The following is a 16,632-nucleotide window of genomic DNA, read 5'->3' as shown; positions in this document are numbered from 1 at the left end:
GAATAAACGGTGTTCCAGAAGTAGCTTCTTCGGAAATAAGCCGAAATTTCACAAAAATTTGAGAAGCAATTTTCGTAAACTCCTTCTTATTTCTTGAAGCTGACCACTTCTGTCACAACCTCTTTAGCTTACGCTTAAGATTTTTTATTGCGGTCTTCAATGTGTACATCACCGCTTGTGTCAATATCCAATTCTTCTCGGCTAACATCTTCTGTCACTTTTTCAACATCTTCATGTTCTTCTTTATGAATTCCCACTTCTTCACGAACAACTGTATGTTTGCTAACATCTACTTGCTCTTCTTTGATTGGGATAGTGATCGTGTCATCTTCCAAGTTTTCGTCTGTACCCTGTGAAGATGGGTCTGTTACTGGTTTGCGCTCGATGACGATTTCTTCACGTTTGACCGGTACTTCTACCGTTTCAGTATCGTTGACCACATGTTTGTGGATGTCGACTTCTCCAGTGGTAACATCATGTGTATTTACATCTAATTTTTCTTCTTTTAGTTGAATCGTATCATCATCTAGATTTGGTTTGCGATCGATGTCTTCAGTCTCTCTTGTACCCATAGAATCAGCTTCGCCAGGTACGTCCATCGGATCAGTTCCTGGTGTCATATTCAATGGATCTGTTGTATTTTGAAAGCCTGTCGTGCCATCTACGTCCATTGGATCAGTGCCAGTCCCAGTCCCTAGTCCAGTTCCCATTGTGCTTGCTGGGCTAACAGTCTCTTGCGTATCCATTGTGTCTTCTGTTGTTTCTGGCTGACGATAGCCTTTTACTGTGATGACAAATTTTCCAGCAGAAATATCTCCTCTATACTGATATAAAGGATCATTTTCTGGCGTAGCCGTCTCAGAATCATAGGTATCAAAAGAAAAAGTGTCTTTTATTCTTTCCCATAAAGAACGATCTTCTTCGCCATCCATCCGATTCTCATCTGTTTCAACATCTATGCCGGATAATCCGTCGAATCCTAGTCTAGTTGCTGCTTCATCAGTAGTATAAATAACGATATCATCTCGATCATACCCTTCGTTACGCAACCGTTCGATTACTGATAATGCTTCATCCCTTGTACTGTAGCTACCGATGACTGTTAAATTTTTGTCTTCCATGTAAATTCCTCCTAGCAAATAGATTTATGATTGGTATATTTTTACTTATAAATTTATTCTATAGGAGACGATTGTTTTCTACAAATATTTAGATTGGAATTTGATTAAAACATTTTAATTGTATTCCGGAGACATTTATGATAAAGAAAACTATGTATCAAATAAAATTATCGTTTATTTTTTGTTTCTATATGAATTTTTTTGAAAAATTTCATATAATTTCCATTCATTGAAAATGAAGCTATTTATCCAAACCGTGTATAAATAAGATATTTGTATAAAAAAAGAGACTGATTTCCCCATATATTTTTTCCTCTATTAGGATAAAACCCATGTCAGGTAATGACACCTCATTTTTTCTAATTTTACTCTAAGAAATATGTAGATAGTATAGCTAAGCCAGTGCTGAATAAATTGAAAGCTAAGCAATTTTTGAAAAGGATTTAATAATTTTTCAAAAATAAAAAGAAAATCCCCTACTACTATTCGAACGAACCAACCCCATTCCAATACTTGTAAAGTGACCCCATAGCTAAAATGAGAATAAACCAATTAAAAATAAAAAGAACCACTATATTAATAAAATAACTGTAAAGTGTTTTTTCTTATTCCTAAAGCTACTCCTTTTTTATCTGCTATTATTGAAATTTTAGTTATTAGCACAAGTAAAACTTGAAGGCTCATAGAAAATTAGATGAACGTCTATGCATTAACAAAAACTTTTAAAAGACAGTTAAAAATAGGTTCCTAATGAAATCAAGGTAAAGTGTCTATCGTCATTTGAGGAAATACGGTAAAATAAAGGAAACGAACAATAACTGGAGGGATTTGTATTGGACAGCAAAACTAGAAAACAACTGCAAGAAAAATTAAAACAACGTACACATTTGCTCCCTTCCGTCTTTCAACAGTTTTTAGAAGAAAATCGCTCTTCTTTATCATTAGGTAGTCGCTATGAATATGCAAAAGATTTCCATTTGTTTACTGATTATTTGAGAAAAGTATTTTCTGAAGAAGTGGATGACCAGCTGATTATCCGTTTAGAAAAACAAGATTATCAGAATTTCTTAGCTAAAATCTATCGACATACTCGTTCGTTCCAAACTACAGCGAACCAGGAAACAGAGCAATTGTTTGAAAATAGCTATTACGGGATTTCAAGGAAGCAATATTCATTAAATCATTTTTTACGATTTTTGTATCAAAAAGGACTGATTGAAGAAGAGATTTCTCTTTTGGGTACAAGTTTACCGGAAACAACTAAAGCAGCTCCGCGATATATCGATGCAGAACTTTTCAAAGATTTTGAGCATTTGTTTATCCCGATTGAAGGCTTTCAAACAAGCAGAGAAGCTAGCTTTGAAGAAAAGAATAGACCGAGGAACCTTGCGATTACTGCCATTCTTCTGTATTGCGGATTAAAGATCCATGAAGTAGTAGAACTTAAACGTAAAGATGTATCTTTGACCAAGCAGATTCTTAATCTGAATAGAAAAGAAAACAGATTGAGTAAAGTACCAATACCAAAAGAAGCGATGCCGTTTCTGGAGAACTATTTTAAGTTAACCGCACAAAATACGGACGAAAATTCTTTTGTTTTTCGTTCCTCGCATGATCAACAAATTTCTCCTCGGACTATTCGCCAAATTTTGAGCAAAATCACAGTGTATAAGAATGTATCACCAGAATTATGCCGAAAAACCTATCGCTATTATACCGAACTATATTTAGATGATGCTGACGCGGTAAACTATTTATGTGGTAATCGATACCTATCTTCCCATTCTTTTCAAGAAATCTGGGAAAAAATGGTTGATTTTTCTTATCACGAATTAGCGGCATTCGTTCAGGTTTCTGACACATAGGAACCTGAACTTTTTTTCACAATAAACTATGTTATTATATAAAGGTTTATGTTACGATTATCTTGAGTTTGTATATTACTTAACAAAAGATAATGGAGTGTGAATGATGGAGACCATAACGTATTCCCCTTTGAATTTATTTACGAATTTTCAAGAAGCTGCAGCTGGCTTTTCCGAGACCCCGATTATCTGTGATCAGCCGCTTTCTGCTTTTCCTGAGTTAGGACTTGAAACAACTTACAAAAAATGCTTTGAAAGTGTGTTAGATCGAGCTTATCAATTGGCCCATCTTGGCGTGAAATCTGGAGACAAAGTCATTATCTATAAGAGTTCCGCTTTTGACACATACCTTCTCGCTGTTTCTGTGTCTTACCTTGGTGCAGTGCCTGTCATGACTTCTTATCATCTACCAACAGCGACAATGGAAGTATTTATCGACCGTTTAGAAGACCCCTTCATTTTATTTGATGATGAGACAAAAAAACGAGTGGGAGAAATTTCAAACGGGACTAAATCAAAACAGATTCCTATTTTTTATTTACTGGAGCAACCTGCTTTTCCTGTTCCCCAATCGTTTTTAGCTAAAAATGAAATTTCTTATATGACCCATACTTCTGGTACAACTGGTATCCCTAAGCTTATTTGTCATTCCGCTCATTCTATGGGTTGGCGAACGAAATGGCAAAAAACTGTTTTTGCAAAAATTTCAGAAAAGAAATTAATCGCTTTTCACATTTCCCCCGTACATTCTAGATTCAATATTGGCATCTCTTCTTTAATGTCCATGGGTTTTCCTATGATGCCTTTAGCAGACGCACAAAGTTCAAAAGTTATTCGTATGTTGGAAACCCACCGACCAATCGCATTAGAGACTCATCCGAATAACTTTGTTCAATGGAGTTTTACTGCTAAAGAACATCCAGAAGCTTTCTCTGGCATCCGTTATTATCATTCTACTTTTGATGCCATAAACAATCAGACAATGGAAACATTTTTGCGAACATCAATAACACAAGATGCGGTATTCCTTCAAGTATATGGCCAAAGTGAATGTGGACCAATGATTCTTAAGGCTCATACACTGGAAAGTTTGAAAACGAGTGATGCAAGAGATATGGGCGTTGGACTGGAAGACATGACAAGCGCTCGGATCACAGATTCAGTTGGGAACGTCCTTCCTGAAAATACAGATGGTCATATACAATTACTATCTAAAGGACGGGCTTTGACTTATTATAAGGAAGATGCACGGTTCCAGGAAAATGTTTATGGCGATTGGTGGGATAGCGGAGATTACGGTTTTATGGATGATCGTGGTCACCTATTTTTGAAAGATCGGCAAGTAGATTTGATCGAAACGATCAATAGTACATTAGCTATTGAAGACTTTTTATTAGATTCGTTAGATTTTTTGGCAGAAGTAGTGATTGTAAGGGATAAAAATCATTCTCCACAGCCGATTATTGCTTTAGCTCCTGATAAAGAAATGGATTGGAATCGATGGTGGGAGCAAGTCCATGAACTTCCCCGTTTGAACGCCCCTATCATCCGTGACTTTGATGCAATCCCGCGAACAGCTACAATGAAAGTTCAGCGGCTTCAAATCGAAAAAGAATTAAAAACACAAAACAACTAATCGTTTTTAAGCGGTTGTGAAAAAGCTGTCCTGCATCAAGTAATAAGAACAGCCAAACAAAAATAGTTCCTCATATTTTGCCATTTGTTGAGCTAATATCGAGGGCCAGCTAATTGAACACCGTTTATTTGGAAAAAGGGAATGTGACACGATTTTTGTCACATTCCCTTTTCGCTTCTTTTGAAAATTGGATGAGATAAAAATATGCCAATTGGCTGTTTTTCTTTTTTGAAAATTTCGTTATACTCTTATTCATGGAGGGAAATGTTATGAAAAGAATCTTGACGATTGGTGGTTCTGATCCATTTGCTGGCGGAGGAATCCAAACAGACTTAAAAACTTTTGAAGATTTTGGTCTATTCGGGCTAAGCGCCCTGACATCTATAGGGGTACTAGATACGAATGGGCGATTTATCCTGGAATCTATTCCTTCAGAATTGCTTGAACGACAGTTGGCTTCAATTGATCAAATGACTTCATTAGATGGAATCAAAATCGGGTTATTGAATTCAAGTGAAGCAATCATGGTTGTTCGAGACTTCATAAAAGCAAAACAGAATATCCCAATCATTTTAGACCCTGTTTTGGCATTCAAAGAAACTGAAACTGTGATCAATCAATTATATATTTCGCAGCTCATCGAAGAACTTTTTCCACTTGTTACGATGATTACGCCTAATTTGGCAGAAGCTGCTTTACTTTCTGGTCAAGCTCTCCCCTCTTCGTTGATAGAAATGATCCATCTCGCTAAAGAGCTCACTGCTTCAGGAGCAAAAAAAATTGTAATAAAAGGCGGCACAAGGATGGCTGGCGAACAAGCTGTGGATCTTCTCTATTCAGTTGACCATCATGAGGTGTTTTCTCAGAAAAAAGTCGACACCCCAACAGTAAATGGTGCCGGTTGTGCCTTTTCTTCTGCCATAACAGCGAATCTTGTATTAGGATTAGATGTTTCAAAAGCCGTAGCAGAAAGTAAAAAATTTGTTGCCCATTGTATTTCCAATGGTGTGCTGATGAATGATCATACGGGAAGCGTCTGGTCTGGCGGTATCCAAAAAGGAGGAACGATAAATGAAAACTAAACAACTAACAATCTATGCGATGCTGATTGCGTTGACCGTTGCACTTTCATTAACTATTTTGATCCCTGTGCCGGCTACGAACGGTTTTGTGACATTATGTGAAGCTGGAATCTATACTGCTTCTTTTCTTTATGGTCCAATGGGTGGCTTAGTTGTCGGTGCTTCCAGTGGTCTATTAATCGATTTGATTTCTGGGTATCCGCAATGGGCTATTTTTTCATTAGTGATTCACGGATTACAAGGATATGTTGCCGGATCTTTCAGTAAATCTTCTACTCGTATGTGGCTATTTGGTCTTTTTTTAGGAAGCTTAGTTATGATCGTCGGCTATGGTATCGCCGGTTGGATTTTGTATGATTGGCCGGCTGGAGTGGCTTCTATCCCAGGGAATATCTTTCAAAATCTTATCGGTATGGGTCTTGCCTTTCCTATAACTGCAAGTCTTCAACGTATTCAAGCACGGAAGCAATATTAATTGAAAAGAAGGTTTTAGAGAATGAAGTTGTCAGAAAAAGAATTGAAAGTTCAATTGACTGAAATAGTTAATGACGTATTGGCTGAAGCACACTTGAAAAAAGGAGATCTCTTTGTTTTAGGGTGCAGCACAAGCGAAGTCGTCGGTGGACATATTGGAAAAAATTCCAGTGCGGAAGTTGGTCAGTGGATCATTCGTACGTTAAAAGAGCTATTAGATCCTAAAGAAATTGCGTTAGCTGTCCAAGGTTGCGAACATTTGAATCGAGCATTGGTGGTAGAACGAACAGTGGCAGAAGCAAAAAAATTTGAAATCGTCTCTGTTATCCCTGCATTACATGCTGGAGGTGCTTGTTCTGTTGCTGCTTTTGAGCAGTTCAATGACCCTGTTGAAGTAGAGCATGTAATTGGGCAAGCCGGCATCGATATCGGTGACACTTCGATCGGTATGCATATCAAACATGTCCAAGTGCCTATCAGACCTCGTTTGAAAACTTTGGGACAAGCCCATGTGACAGCCCTTCGCTCTCGTCCTAAATATATTGGTGGTCCTAGAGCAAATTATTAAGATGGGTAATTGACAGACCAATCAGAAAAACTTCCTCGAAAAGTCCAACTATTGAACTTTAACGAGGAAGTTTTTTAATTGTTTGTTTTATACAGACGAGCTTCATAAGGTGCTAGTGTTCCTTTTTTTTCAAAGTTTCCGCTAGAGGAATTTGACAAGAGTAATGTCCATGACTGATCTGCTTCTTTTGGGAGTTCATAGTCAGCAAATGATTCCGTCAAGTTTACCATAATAAGATACTGTTCATCTTCTAAATTTCTTTCATAGACATATAGTTGTGGATGTTCATGAAGATATTCTTTATAAGAACCGTATATCAGGCCTTTATTAATTTGTCTAATGCGGATCATGTTCTTATAGAATTGCAAGATCGAATCCGGTTCATGTTCTTGTTGTTCTACATTGATCGTTTTGGTATTTGGATTAGTGATCATCCAAGGCTCATGTGTTGAAAAGCCAGCATATTCTTCTGAAGTCCATTGCATGGGTGTTCTGCTATTGTCTCTGGTGGTTTCATAAACGATATCCAACGCTTCTTCTCTTGTCTTACCTTCCGCAAGAAGCCTTTCATAAAGTCTTTTAGAATCCACTGCATCAACTTGATCGATCGATTCAAAAGGCATATTCGTCATTCCAATTTCTTGTCCTTGATAAATAAATGGCGTTCCTTGTAAAAAGAAGTACATCATAGCGATTGCTTTTGCAGACATAGCCCAAAATTCGGGACGGGTATCTCCGAACACAGAAACGGCACGAGGAACATCATGGTTTTCCATATATAAAGCGTTCCATCCGATACCATCTAGGGAAGTTTGCCAAGCACTTAATGCATGTTTTAACTTAAGGACGTCTAATTGCCCTTCTTTTTCTTGCTGCCAAATATGGATATGATCGAATTCAAAGATCATATCGAAATAACCGTCTTTTCCTACCCATTCCGGTCCTTCTTCTGCAGTAACGCCGCTTGCTTCTCCGACTGTCATGATATCGTACTCTTCAAAAATATGTTTCAAATCAGTCAAATGTTCTTCGATTCCTGAGACATTTTGAAAGGGTGAAAAAGGGTTCTCTGTGGCATTTACTGAATATTCATCTTTTTTTACATGAGAAATCGCATCTAAGCGAAATCCGTCTATCCCTTTATCTAGCCACCATCGAATCATATTGAATAGTTCTTCTTTCAATTTCTCACTTTCCCAATTTAAGTCTGGTTGTTCTTTCGCAAAGACATGCAGATAATACTGTCCTGTTTCGTGAGAATATTCCCAAGCAGAGCCGCCGAAAATCGATGTCCAATTATTTGGTTCTTTGCCATCTACTCCATCGACCCAAATGTAATAATCTCGATAAGGGCTTTCTTTGGATTTCTTCGATTCTTCAAACCATTGATGCTGATCTGAACTGTGGTTGATGACAAGATCCATAATGACTTTGATTCCCAGTTCATGTGCTTCTTTCAGCAATAAATCAAAATCTTCCATCGTTCCGAATCGCTCTTCTATGTCTTGATAGTCACTTACGTCATAACCATTATCAATAAATGGAGATTGATAGATTGGATTGATCCAGATAAATCCGATGCCAAGATCTTTCAAGTATCCAAGTTTTTCGCGGATCCCATTGATGTCGCCTTGACCATCGCCGTTGCTATCTTTGAAACTAGCCGGATAGATTTGATAGCCTACTGCTTCTTTCCACCATTTTTGTTCTTGTATCATATCGTTTCACTCCTTTAACGGTCCCTCTTGATTATAACCGATTCTATTTTAGAAGTATCCTTGTTACCGGTAACTAGAAACGAAAAGCTCAACGAATCTGCTAAGTGCGTTCGTTGAGCTTTATTTTATCATAGGTAACGGGCAATCAATTGAATCATTTGTTTGGGAAATTCATTTAGGTCAGTAATATCTACAAAACGGCTTTCACCGTAGATCGTCTTGATCTCTTCTTTGTCTTGACCAATAGCTGCGGAAACAAATAAGATGCCTTGACGCTCGTATTCTTTCAAAACAGACTGGATGTCCTCTTTTGCTTTTTTGCCAGTATAATCTGGCAACGCCTTGGGCTGACCGTCACTAATATTAAGCAACAGTTTGGTTGTGGCGGATTGTCTGTTTAATTTTTCTGCTGCTAAACGAAGTGCCGCTCCATCACGATTGTTTTGTCTTGGTTTCATAGTGACTAGTTTTTCATTTAACCATTGAAACCCGTCTTCAAATTCTTTATAAGAAAACAAAGAAGTTTTTTCTCTTACTGAACGGTCTGCTGTATCCCCGTAAATCAACAAGGGGATATCAACTTTCTTAGCAAATTCGGCAATGGCAATCGCTGCTTTTTTTGCCGCTTCGATCCGATCATCCCGTATCATTGATCCAGATTCATCTATCCGCACAGCTACCGCTAAGGAAGGCTGCTCATGTGGCGGGTTCTTTTTGTCAAAATTTCTCAAATCACCATATGCTACTTTGCTGGCGTTAAACCGTTGCCCTTCGTATTTTCCTTTTTGGTACGTCTCTGTTTGTTCATTATCCAGTAATTCTAAAATTTGTCGGCTAAGTGATTCTACTATCGGCATGACTTGCACTTGTAGCTCACGTGCTTCCTGCGTTTTTCCTTGGAAAGCTGGTCGGTGAACGATGAGACCTTCTTTTTCATGAATCGTTTCCTTCATGATTTGTCGCGCTTCTTTATTCAATTGCTTCTTGATTTCCTTATCATGTGTTTCCATGTCAGAAGCAGACATTTCTTGGGAATCCTCTTCTATTTGTTGTTGTTCCTTCTGATTTTTCCCTTCGATATCGCTCCTGCGTTCTTTTTGCATTTGAGGAGGAATCTCGTTTTTTTCTGTTGTTTTCTCTAGTCTCTCTTCTCCCTCATTTGGTTCTTCAGCAGACAGTTGTTTCTTTTCATCTAAGCGCAAAGTTTCTTCAGCATCTTCAGTGATGTTTCGTTCGTTTGCTTCTTCGGCGCTGATAGTTCTTCCTTTTGCATGCTCAGATTGAGGTTCTATTTGAGGATAGCCCCATTTTTCTTTTCTCAAAATGTCTTGAAGTTCCAATAACAATCCACTCTCAGACAAAGCTTGCTCAAGGATCGCCAATTCATCTGGATCAGTGGATAATTTATACAAAACTTTTGGATAAATCGACTGGAGTAGATCTTGTCCTTGCTTATAGGTATTCGCCCAATAAAAATATGAACGCATTCCTGCTACACCTTTGATGGCATTTGCTTTGGCAGTTTCATCCAATAATCGGATAATCTCTGCCATCTTCATAAGGAGTTCTTGGTTTTGGATCATGGTTTTCGCCATCGCACGTTCTGCCATGACTTCTAAGGCTGGAAGATCCATTTTTTCCGCATGCTGCATCCGATCTCTTAAGGATTCATTTAAGGGACGATTTCCTTGGTAGTTTCGATTTGTGGTAATGACAATAATACAATCTGGATGGCGACGAATGATTCCTGTTGGCAAATTCAACATCCCATTTGGTTCGAGCGCTGAGTTAAGTGCGACAAGAACAGAGGCATCACGGATGACAGTCGGCTCTTGGATCTCTAATAGATATCCTTTTTCAATCGCTCGAACGATTTCAGAAGGATAATAACTATAATGGATTGCATCTGGATAATCGGCTTCGATTCTTTGAACTAGCTCTGCTAATTTTTCTTTGGCAGAAAAAGGATCAATGCTGTAATGGTTCTGGATCAGTGTCAGTACAGCTTCAAGTGTATCTGTTTGGTAAATAGCTTCCAGCAATTCTTGGTCTTGTTCTTTATCGGAATCTACTACAGGTAATAAGGCACCGAACACATCTGATTTGTCCATATCTGCAAAACAGGTCACTTTTGTATAGGGAAGTTGCAAATCAGCAGATAGTGCTTTTGCTAACTGTGTCTTACCCGATCCGGCGTCTCCTTCTAAAAGAACGTTACTGATTTTCATTTCAGGATCTTGCCAATTTTCTTTGATTTCGGAGGCGATCCGCCATTCTTCTGCACTTGTCCGATGGCTTTTCGGTTTCTTCCAGATCATTTGCTTTTCTAGCCGTGAAAAGGTCCGGTTTTCTGTTAGTGAGAAATTCTCCATGCTTCTCTTCCCCTTTTGATCATCTCTGTCTATTAATATCCTAACTCATCTAAAAGACGTTTTAAAATACGGAATCGTTCCCCAATCAGTTCTCCGTCTTTTTGTAGTGTATCGTAATACAAAATAATGTCTTCATCGATCTTTGGATTTTTGGTATCTACCTCGACTGTCATCCGGTTTCCCTGCAAACCAATGATGTCCACCACTGGATTTTCTGGATCATAGAATTTTTCATAACGATAAGCATCTTGGAAGTATAAACTTCCTTGTGCAGCTAAGATCGCTAAGTCTAAAATACGTGTAATTGGTAATTCTTCTGATTGTCGAGACCATTTTTCTCCAGTATGTCGCCATACTTTACCTGATATGTCGACTTTTCCACGGTCATTCCATTGAGCGAGACCCAGAGAAAGACCTTTTGCGTCCGTATGCAATGCATTTCTTCCATCAACTTTATCGTAGTCTTCTACAACGAGCACTGGTTTATGTTTTAAATTTGTAGGTATTTCCATGATTTTAACTCCTCGTCTTTCTATTTTTAGTAAATTAGTAAATCAGTAGTTTACTAATTTACTAAACTATATGCGACATTATAAATGACTGAAGAGAGAAATGCAAAGAAAAAGAGCCTGTTTATTAGAAATACATAAAAACATCATCTTGCTCTTCTGCACGTTCATTTATCGCGTGAATAAAGAGCAAGATGATGTAGAATATTTTTGGTATGTTTTTTGAATAAAAGGAATTATTGCGCTGAAATGGCGATGCCGATGGCTTTTTCGCCTAAATGTGTACCAATGACTGGTCCAAAATGACCAACTTCGATTTCTGCATTTGGATACTTTTTCTGCAATTTCTCTTTTTCTGCAATCGCTACTTCTAAATTGTTTGCATGTATCACGTAAAGTTTGACTGGTGGTTGTATTTCGTTATTTCTTTTGCCAATGATTTCTTCAGCCCGAGCAAATGCTTTTTTACTTGAACGGATTTTTTCGAATAAAACAATTTTTCCTTCAGAAAATGTCAGGATCGGTTTGATTTTCAATAAGCTACCAATCAGCGCAGCGCCATTGGTCAATCGCCCTCCCCGTACTAAATTGTTCAAATCATCTACAATTAGATAAGCGTAAGTATTATCTCGAATTCGATCGACATGCGCAAGTATCTCATCCAGGGGCTGACCTTCATCATTTAAGTCTAAGGCAGCTTCTACCATATGTCCCATCGGCATACTAGTGATCTTAGAGTCATAAGGAATGACCGTTACTCCACTGATATCGTCTTTCATCGCAAATAAGGTGTTGACGAAACCAGAAATACCTGAAGAAAGGTGGATACTTAAAATCGTGTCATACCCTTTCTCTTTCAATTCCTCATATAAAGCCAAAACTTCCCCTACGACAGGTTGTGAAGTAGTAGGAAAATCTTTGCTGTTTTTTAAAAGTCCATAATATTCATCCGCTTCGATATCGATTCCTTCGTTATAAATTTTCCCATCCATAATCAAAGGGATTGGAATCACGAATAAGTCGGGATGGTTCTTGATACGTTCCGGCAGATATGCCGAACTATCTGTAACTACTGCAAGTTTCATGTGTTTAATTTCCTCGTTTCAAAGAATTTTTCCAGACCTCATAACTATATCACAAGTAAGATTAGATATGAAACTAAAATTGGAAAATAGAAAAACGACAAGCGTAATCATACGAGTTGCCGTTTTTCTAGTGACAGCAAAAAGACGACTAGTTAGCCTATTCTTTGCTTCCGCTACGATGTTTAACATTTTTCAACATTCGGAACCCATTTTTTCCGAATTGAGAAAATAAAAATACTAAACCCCCAATACTTCCTAAAGCCACACAATAAACCATTGCATAACTTTTTGATTCCATTGACAATCGCTGATTCAGCAAAAAGAAAATGATAAAACATACCGCAAGCATAATCAAGGTAGATCGGAAAGTTTTTAAGAAAAAACTGCTGATTTTTGCTAAAGGTGCTATTCGGTATTCTTTGCACATAAAGTGATAGCCACGAACAAAGACGATACCGAATGCCAAACCATTTGATAAGCTCATTCCGTATCCGCCAACTAGACCTAGTCCGATTACTTGGAAGATGACTTTCAGGATAATTGCTTCTACAGTTAGTCGAATCGCAAAACGATGGTGGTTCAGAGATTGAAGCATCGTAGACAGGATCGTGAATAAAGAGAAAAACAAAGAAGCTAACAAAGCCATTTGGAAATAACCAACACTTTCAGGATCATAACCAAAAAACAATGTGTATAATGGTCCAGCTAATAAAGACATCCCGGTCAATGAAGGAAGAAGGATCAATAACGCAATCGAAAAACTGTCTCCTACTGTCTTTTCGATTTGTAAACGATCTTTTTTCTTCATTGTGCTTAGTATTGGCAAACTACTTATAGCAACCGTTCCTACCATGGAAATCAGGATCAATGTCAGTTTGTTTGGATTAACAGAAGCACGACTGAATAAGAATTCCAGTTGCTGATCTGCAATCTCTGGACGGAAAAAGTGAAGCAGTGGTTTCATCGTTACTTGGTCGATCATTTGAACGATAGTAATGACGGAGCCGACAAAAATGAACGGTAGTGTTTCCCGAATGATAGAGACAGAGGCAGATCGGTTTTCTCTTTCGAAGTAACGGCTGGAAATCAAAAAGTCTTTAAGTTCAAAGAAGTCTTTTCTGCGTCCGACGATATACATATGGATAATCGCAGCTAACCCACCGAAGAAAGAAGCAACTGTACTGATCAATACAGCTTCTAATATGGTTCCGTCAGTCAATACGCGCAAGTAATAAGTACCAGCCAAGATAACGATCACTCGTACAGCTTGTTCAATAATCAAAGAAGTTCCATAAGGTCGTAAATCGTTTTTCCCTTGGAAGTATCCTCTCATTGCACTCAAAATCGGGATAGCAACCAAAGATGGGCATAAACTTCGGATAGCTAGTATTCCGTTGTTAACGTTAGCGATTGGACTGATTCCGGCTAGTAAAGGAGCAAATAAATACATCAACGCGGCAGAGGCGATACCGATGACGAACATGATATTGATCGTACTTCGAAAAATCAGCCGACAAGCAGCGTTATCTCCTTCTTTTGTTGCTACAGCTACTTTTTTTGCAATCGCATTTGGAAATCCGACTGTACCAAGCATCAGGAACAATCCATAAGGAAGATAGCCAACATTGAATAATGTCGTAGCAAGCATACCATCTTGATTGTTCCCCATCATACTTAGCCAGGGAATCAAATAGACTACCCCTAAAACTTTACATAGAAGATTAGCAAAGGTTAGCCAAAATGTTCCTTGCATCAATTTTTTATTCATCTAATTTCCCTCAACTATTCTTTCATAAAATAAACATCTTCCCTATTATAGCAAAAAAACATAGAAGGACAAATCCCTCTTTAATTCTTAAAACAAAAAAGAGCTTGCATCATAAGTCAACACTAATCTTTTTATCCGAACAAATGAACTTGCATCCACAATTGGCTGATGCAAATGCAGTTTGGATAGATCAGTTTGAACAACTTATGTCGCAATCTCTGTTTTTTAGGGAATAAAACAGTTTAAAGCATGGACAGTAAAAAGACAGACGCAAGTCCAGTCAAAACTGACAATGCCATCGAACGTGTTTTGTAAGCCACACCTGCTACTAGAATCATTGCAGCTATTTTGATATTCCAAGCAATATCCAGATGTTCATGAGTAATGAAGACATCTTTGAAAGCTAACGCCGCAAACAATGCTACTGGTACATACTTCATCCAGTCACTAAACCAAGATGGCACTTTTCGATGAGTAAAATAAAGCATCGGGAACAAGCGCGGGATATACGCAACGATGAACAGACAAGCAACTAAAAACAGCAAATATAGTTTAGTCATGATGGTTGGCCTCCTGTTCCGGGAAGTTGAAAAGCGGTTCATTGACATCTTTGCCGCGATCCCTTAGTTTCTTGGCTTTTTCTTTTTTAAATGCCTTCTCCAGCATGAATCCGGCAAATGAAGCAATAACAGTAGCTGCAATCAAGCCGAATGTGTTTTGGAATAATACCATGAATATCACCCCTAATACACCTGAAAACAAACCTGTAAAGATCAGTAGTGCGTTTTTCATTTGCATGACAAACATGAAAATGAACATAGCAGTCAAAGCAAAATGGACAAGGTCAGCATCTACTCGAATCACCGAGCCAAAAAAATTACCGATCATGTTGCTGCCGGCCCATGCAGCCATTGAGAACCAATTGACATATAAAGCCTTTCTTTTGTTCCAAGAAGGGTCAGTTGAAAACTTTAAGTAGTTCACTGCATAGTTTTCATCATTCAGTGATTGAGAAAAGGCAGCTAAAAACGTCCGCTTTTCTTTTTTCATAAAACCGGCAAGACTTGCTCCTAATAATGTATAGCGTAATTCTAAAAAGAAAACCATCAATAATGTCGTTGCAAATGATGCTTGCGTCGTAAGCATAGATGCAACTAAAAACTGCGCGCCGCCGGAAAAGACCAGAATCGATAACAGCCCTGATAAGAGAGGATCAAATCCAACTTTTTGCAACAATACTCCGCAAGCTAATCCCACTGGTATATAGCTTATACAAAGCGGCATCACTGCATGCAAAGCTTGAAGCCATGGCGCACTTTTCTTTTTGTTCATTAAAATATCTCCTTTAATTACAACAAATAAACAGCGGACTCATTGTAACATAAATTCGCTAAATTGTAGCCGTTTTATTTAAAAACAAGATTATATTTTTCTCATTTTTGCTTCAATTCATGAACATACGTTTTATTTGTGAGAATAATTTGGGTCATATTTATCTGTTTCAATGTATATATACATCTTCTTGTCAGGAAGAGACTGACGCATATTTTTTTCAATATCATTGATAATCGAATACGTTTCATTTTCTTTGTTTCCAACAATATCTGCTTTTGCAGCGACTAAAATTTCCGTTGGACTTAAATGAACGGTTTTGATATCAATTAGCCGACTGATCTCAGGTCGTTCAAAGGCTAACTTGATTTTTGACAAATCGCTTGCTGTCACACTTTCACCAATGATCAGACTATAAAATTCTTTTGCTAGGAAAATCGCAGCTCCCATCAGTAAGAAACCAATTAGTAATCCGCTGATAGCATCAAATGCAGCAATCCCGGTTGCATAAGTCAAGATTGTTCCCGCTAAAGCCAAGACCAAACCGATTACAGCACACAAGTCTTCCGTAAATATAATCAGTATTTCACTATGTCGACTTTCGCGTAAAAAGCGCATCGTAGAAAGATTTTCAGTATTCAATTCTTTGATTTCCTTCATTGCGACACGCAAAGAACTTCCTTCGATTACCAAACCAAATAACAAAATGGCAATGACAATGATTGGATTACCAACTTCATGGGATGGATGCGTCAATTTTTCAAAAGCTTCCATCACCCCTAGTGCTCCCCCACCGAAGAAAAGCATCATTGCGACGATCGTACTAAAAAAGTATTTTGCTCGGCCTTCACCAAATTGATGCAAGTCGCTCTGACCTTTATTAGCTTGTTTATCGCCAAATAGCAGCAAAATCTGATTACTACAATCAACGATACTATGGATGCTTTCATTCAGCATGGCGGCACTGCCACTGATTGCATAGCCGACAAATTTGCTGATAGCAACTAGAATATTAGCCCCTAGAGCAGCAATTACGGAAAACATTCCGCTTTTTTTAAAATTTTCCATATTCTTTTCCTTCTTTCGTCAAGTGAACTGACTA

The 16,632-nt window shown here is 38.0% G+C and carries 14 protein-coding genes; 5 read left to right on the top strand and 9 right to left on the bottom strand.

What is annotated here, in order from left to right; all coding sequences use genetic code 11:
* Positions 1-134: 134 nt before the first annotated feature.
* The gene (locus A5816_RS05285) at positions 135-1,121 is read right to left on the bottom strand and encodes a DUF2382 domain-containing protein (RefSeq protein WP_038398922.1); all 987 of its coding nucleotides are present in this window, start codon (positions 1,119-1,121) and stop codon (positions 135-137) included.
* Positions 1,122-1,954: 833 nt separating this feature from the next.
* Here A5816_RS05285 and A5816_RS05280 point away from each other — a divergent pair.
* The 5 genes from A5816_RS05280 to A5816_RS05260 all read left to right on the top strand — a co-directional run bounded on the left by A5816_RS05280 (position 1,955) and on the right by A5816_RS05260 (position 6,746).
* Positions 1,955-2,986 carry a tyrosine-type recombinase/integrase gene (locus tag A5816_RS05280; RefSeq protein WP_002400211.1) on the top strand — a complete coding sequence of 344 codons (1,032 nt, stop codon included), beginning with the start codon at positions 1,955-1,957 and terminating at the stop codon, positions 2,984-2,986.
* Between the two features lie 103 nt (positions 2,987-3,089).
* Complete coding sequence (locus A5816_RS05275) at positions 3,090-4,622, top strand: acyl-CoA synthetase (protein WP_179189690.1); 1,533 nt, start codon at positions 3,090-3,092, stop codon at positions 4,620-4,622.
* Between the two features lie 269 nt (positions 4,623-4,891).
* Positions 4,892-5,704: a hydroxymethylpyrimidine/phosphomethylpyrimidine kinase gene (locus tag A5816_RS05270; RefSeq protein ID WP_086310894.1), complete on the top strand. Its 813-nt coding sequence runs from the start codon at positions 4,892-4,894 to the stop codon at positions 5,702-5,704.
* On the top strand, positions 5,694-6,179 hold the full coding sequence (locus tag A5816_RS05265) for an ECF transporter S component (RefSeq protein WP_002290784.1): 486 nt from the start codon (positions 5,694-5,696) through the stop codon (positions 6,177-6,179). Before A5816_RS05270 ends, A5816_RS05265 begins: the two co-directional genes overlap by 11 nt.
* Before the next feature lie 21 nt (positions 6,180-6,200).
* A complete protein-coding gene (locus tag A5816_RS05260) occupies positions 6,201-6,746 on the top strand; it encodes a TIGR01440 family protein (protein WP_086310893.1) in 546 nt (181 codons plus the stop codon).
* A 74-nt stretch (positions 6,747-6,820) separates the two neighbouring features.
* On the opposite strand, the gene A5816_RS05255 is transcribed toward A5816_RS05260, so the two are convergent.
* The 8 genes from A5816_RS05255 to A5816_RS05215 form a co-directional block, all read right to left on the bottom strand.
* The gene (locus tag A5816_RS05255; RefSeq protein ID WP_086310892.1) at positions 6,821-8,464 is read right to left on the bottom strand and encodes an alpha-glucosidase; all 1,644 of its coding nucleotides are present in this window, start codon (positions 8,462-8,464) and stop codon (positions 6,821-6,823) included.
* A gap of 128 nt (positions 8,465-8,592) precedes the next feature.
* Entirely contained in the window at positions 8,593-10,836 is a 2,244-nt protein-coding gene (locus A5816_RS05250) for an AAA family ATPase (protein ID WP_086310891.1), read from the bottom strand.
* A 32-nt stretch (positions 10,837-10,868) separates the two neighbouring features.
* On the bottom strand, positions 10,869-11,348 hold the full coding sequence (locus A5816_RS05245; RefSeq protein WP_002400217.1) for a DUF6530 family protein: 480 nt from the start codon (positions 11,346-11,348) through the stop codon (positions 10,869-10,871).
* A gap of 233 nt (positions 11,349-11,581) precedes the next feature.
* Positions 11,582-12,430 (bottom strand): DegV family protein, encoded by an 849-nt coding sequence (locus A5816_RS05240; protein ID WP_002290771.1) that lies wholly within the window; start codon positions 12,428-12,430, stop codon positions 11,582-11,584.
* Between the two features lie 157 nt (positions 12,431-12,587).
* Positions 12,588-14,198: a polysaccharide biosynthesis protein gene (locus tag A5816_RS05235; RefSeq protein WP_086310890.1), complete on the bottom strand. Its 1,611-nt coding sequence runs from the start codon at positions 14,196-14,198 to the stop codon at positions 12,588-12,590.
* Positions 14,199-14,440: 242 nt separating this feature from the next.
* Entirely contained in the window at positions 14,441-14,758 is a 318-nt protein-coding gene (locus tag A5816_RS05225; protein WP_002290769.1) for an AzlD domain-containing protein, read from the bottom strand.
* A complete protein-coding gene (locus A5816_RS05220; protein ID WP_002400222.1) occupies positions 14,751-15,530 on the bottom strand; it encodes an AzlC family ABC transporter permease in 780 nt (259 codons plus the stop codon). Before A5816_RS05220 ends, A5816_RS05225 begins: the two co-directional genes overlap by 8 nt.
* A 132-nt stretch (positions 15,531-15,662) precedes the next feature.
* On the bottom strand, positions 15,663-16,598 hold the full coding sequence (locus tag A5816_RS05215) for a cation diffusion facilitator family transporter (protein ID WP_002290766.1): 936 nt from the start codon (positions 16,596-16,598) through the stop codon (positions 15,663-15,665).
* Positions 16,599-16,632: the final 34 nt, after the last annotated feature.

The sequence above is a fragment of the Enterococcus sp. 3G1_DIV0629 genome, from assembly GCF_002141285.1.
GTDB classification, from domain to species: domain Bacteria; phylum Bacillota; class Bacilli; order Lactobacillales; family Enterococcaceae; genus Enterococcus_B; species Enterococcus_B lactis.
Note: the sequence above shows the minus strand (reverse complement) of the source record. Positions and strands in the feature narration are given on the sequence as shown.

What these genes read in the sequence shown, in the direction of transcription:
- A5816_RS05285 (WP_038398922.1), bottom strand. Translation starts at nt 1,121, where the DNA reads ATGGAAGACAAAAATTTAACAGTCATCGGTAGCTACAGTACAAGGGAT.
- A5816_RS05275 (WP_179189690.1), top strand. Translation starts at nt 3,090, where the DNA reads ATGATGGAGACCATAACGTATTCCCCTTTGAATTTATTTACGAATTTT.
- A5816_RS05270 (WP_086310894.1), top strand. Translation starts at nt 4,892, where the DNA reads ATGAAAAGAATCTTGACGATTGGTGGTTCTGATCCATTTGCTGGCGGA.
- A5816_RS05265 (WP_002290784.1), top strand. Translation starts at nt 5,694, where the DNA reads ATGAAAACTAAACAACTAACAATCTATGCGATGCTGATTGCGTTGACC.
- A5816_RS05260 (WP_086310893.1), top strand. Translation starts at nt 6,201, where the DNA reads ATGAAGTTGTCAGAAAAAGAATTGAAAGTTCAATTGACTGAAATAGTT.
- A5816_RS05255 (WP_086310892.1), bottom strand. Translation starts at nt 8,464, where the DNA reads ATGATACAAGAACAAAAATGGTGGAAAGAAGCAGTAGGCTATCAAATC.
- A5816_RS05250 (WP_086310891.1), bottom strand. Translation starts at nt 10,836, where the DNA reads ATGGAGAATTTCTCACTAACAGAAAACCGGACCTTTTCACGGCTAGAA.
- A5816_RS05245 (WP_002400217.1), bottom strand. Translation starts at nt 11,348, where the DNA reads ATGGAAATACCTACAAATTTAAAACATAAACCAGTGCTCGTTGTAGAA.
- A5816_RS05240 (WP_002290771.1), bottom strand. Translation starts at nt 12,430, where the DNA reads ATGAAACTTGCAGTAGTTACAGATAGTTCGGCATATCTGCCGGAACGT.
- A5816_RS05235 (WP_086310890.1), bottom strand. Translation starts at nt 14,198, where the DNA reads ATGAATAAAAAATTGATGCAAGGAACATTTTGGCTAACCTTTGCTAAT.
- A5816_RS05225 (WP_002290769.1), bottom strand. Translation starts at nt 14,758, where the DNA reads ATGACTAAACTATATTTGCTGTTTTTAGTTGCTTGTCTGTTCATCGTT.
- A5816_RS05220 (WP_002400222.1), bottom strand. Translation starts at nt 15,530, where the DNA reads ATGAACAAAAAGAAAAGTGCGCCATGGCTTCAAGCTTTGCATGCAGTG.
- A5816_RS05215 (WP_002290766.1), bottom strand. Translation starts at nt 16,598, where the DNA reads ATGGAAAATTTTAAAAAAAGCGGAATGTTTTCCGTAATTGCTGCTCTA.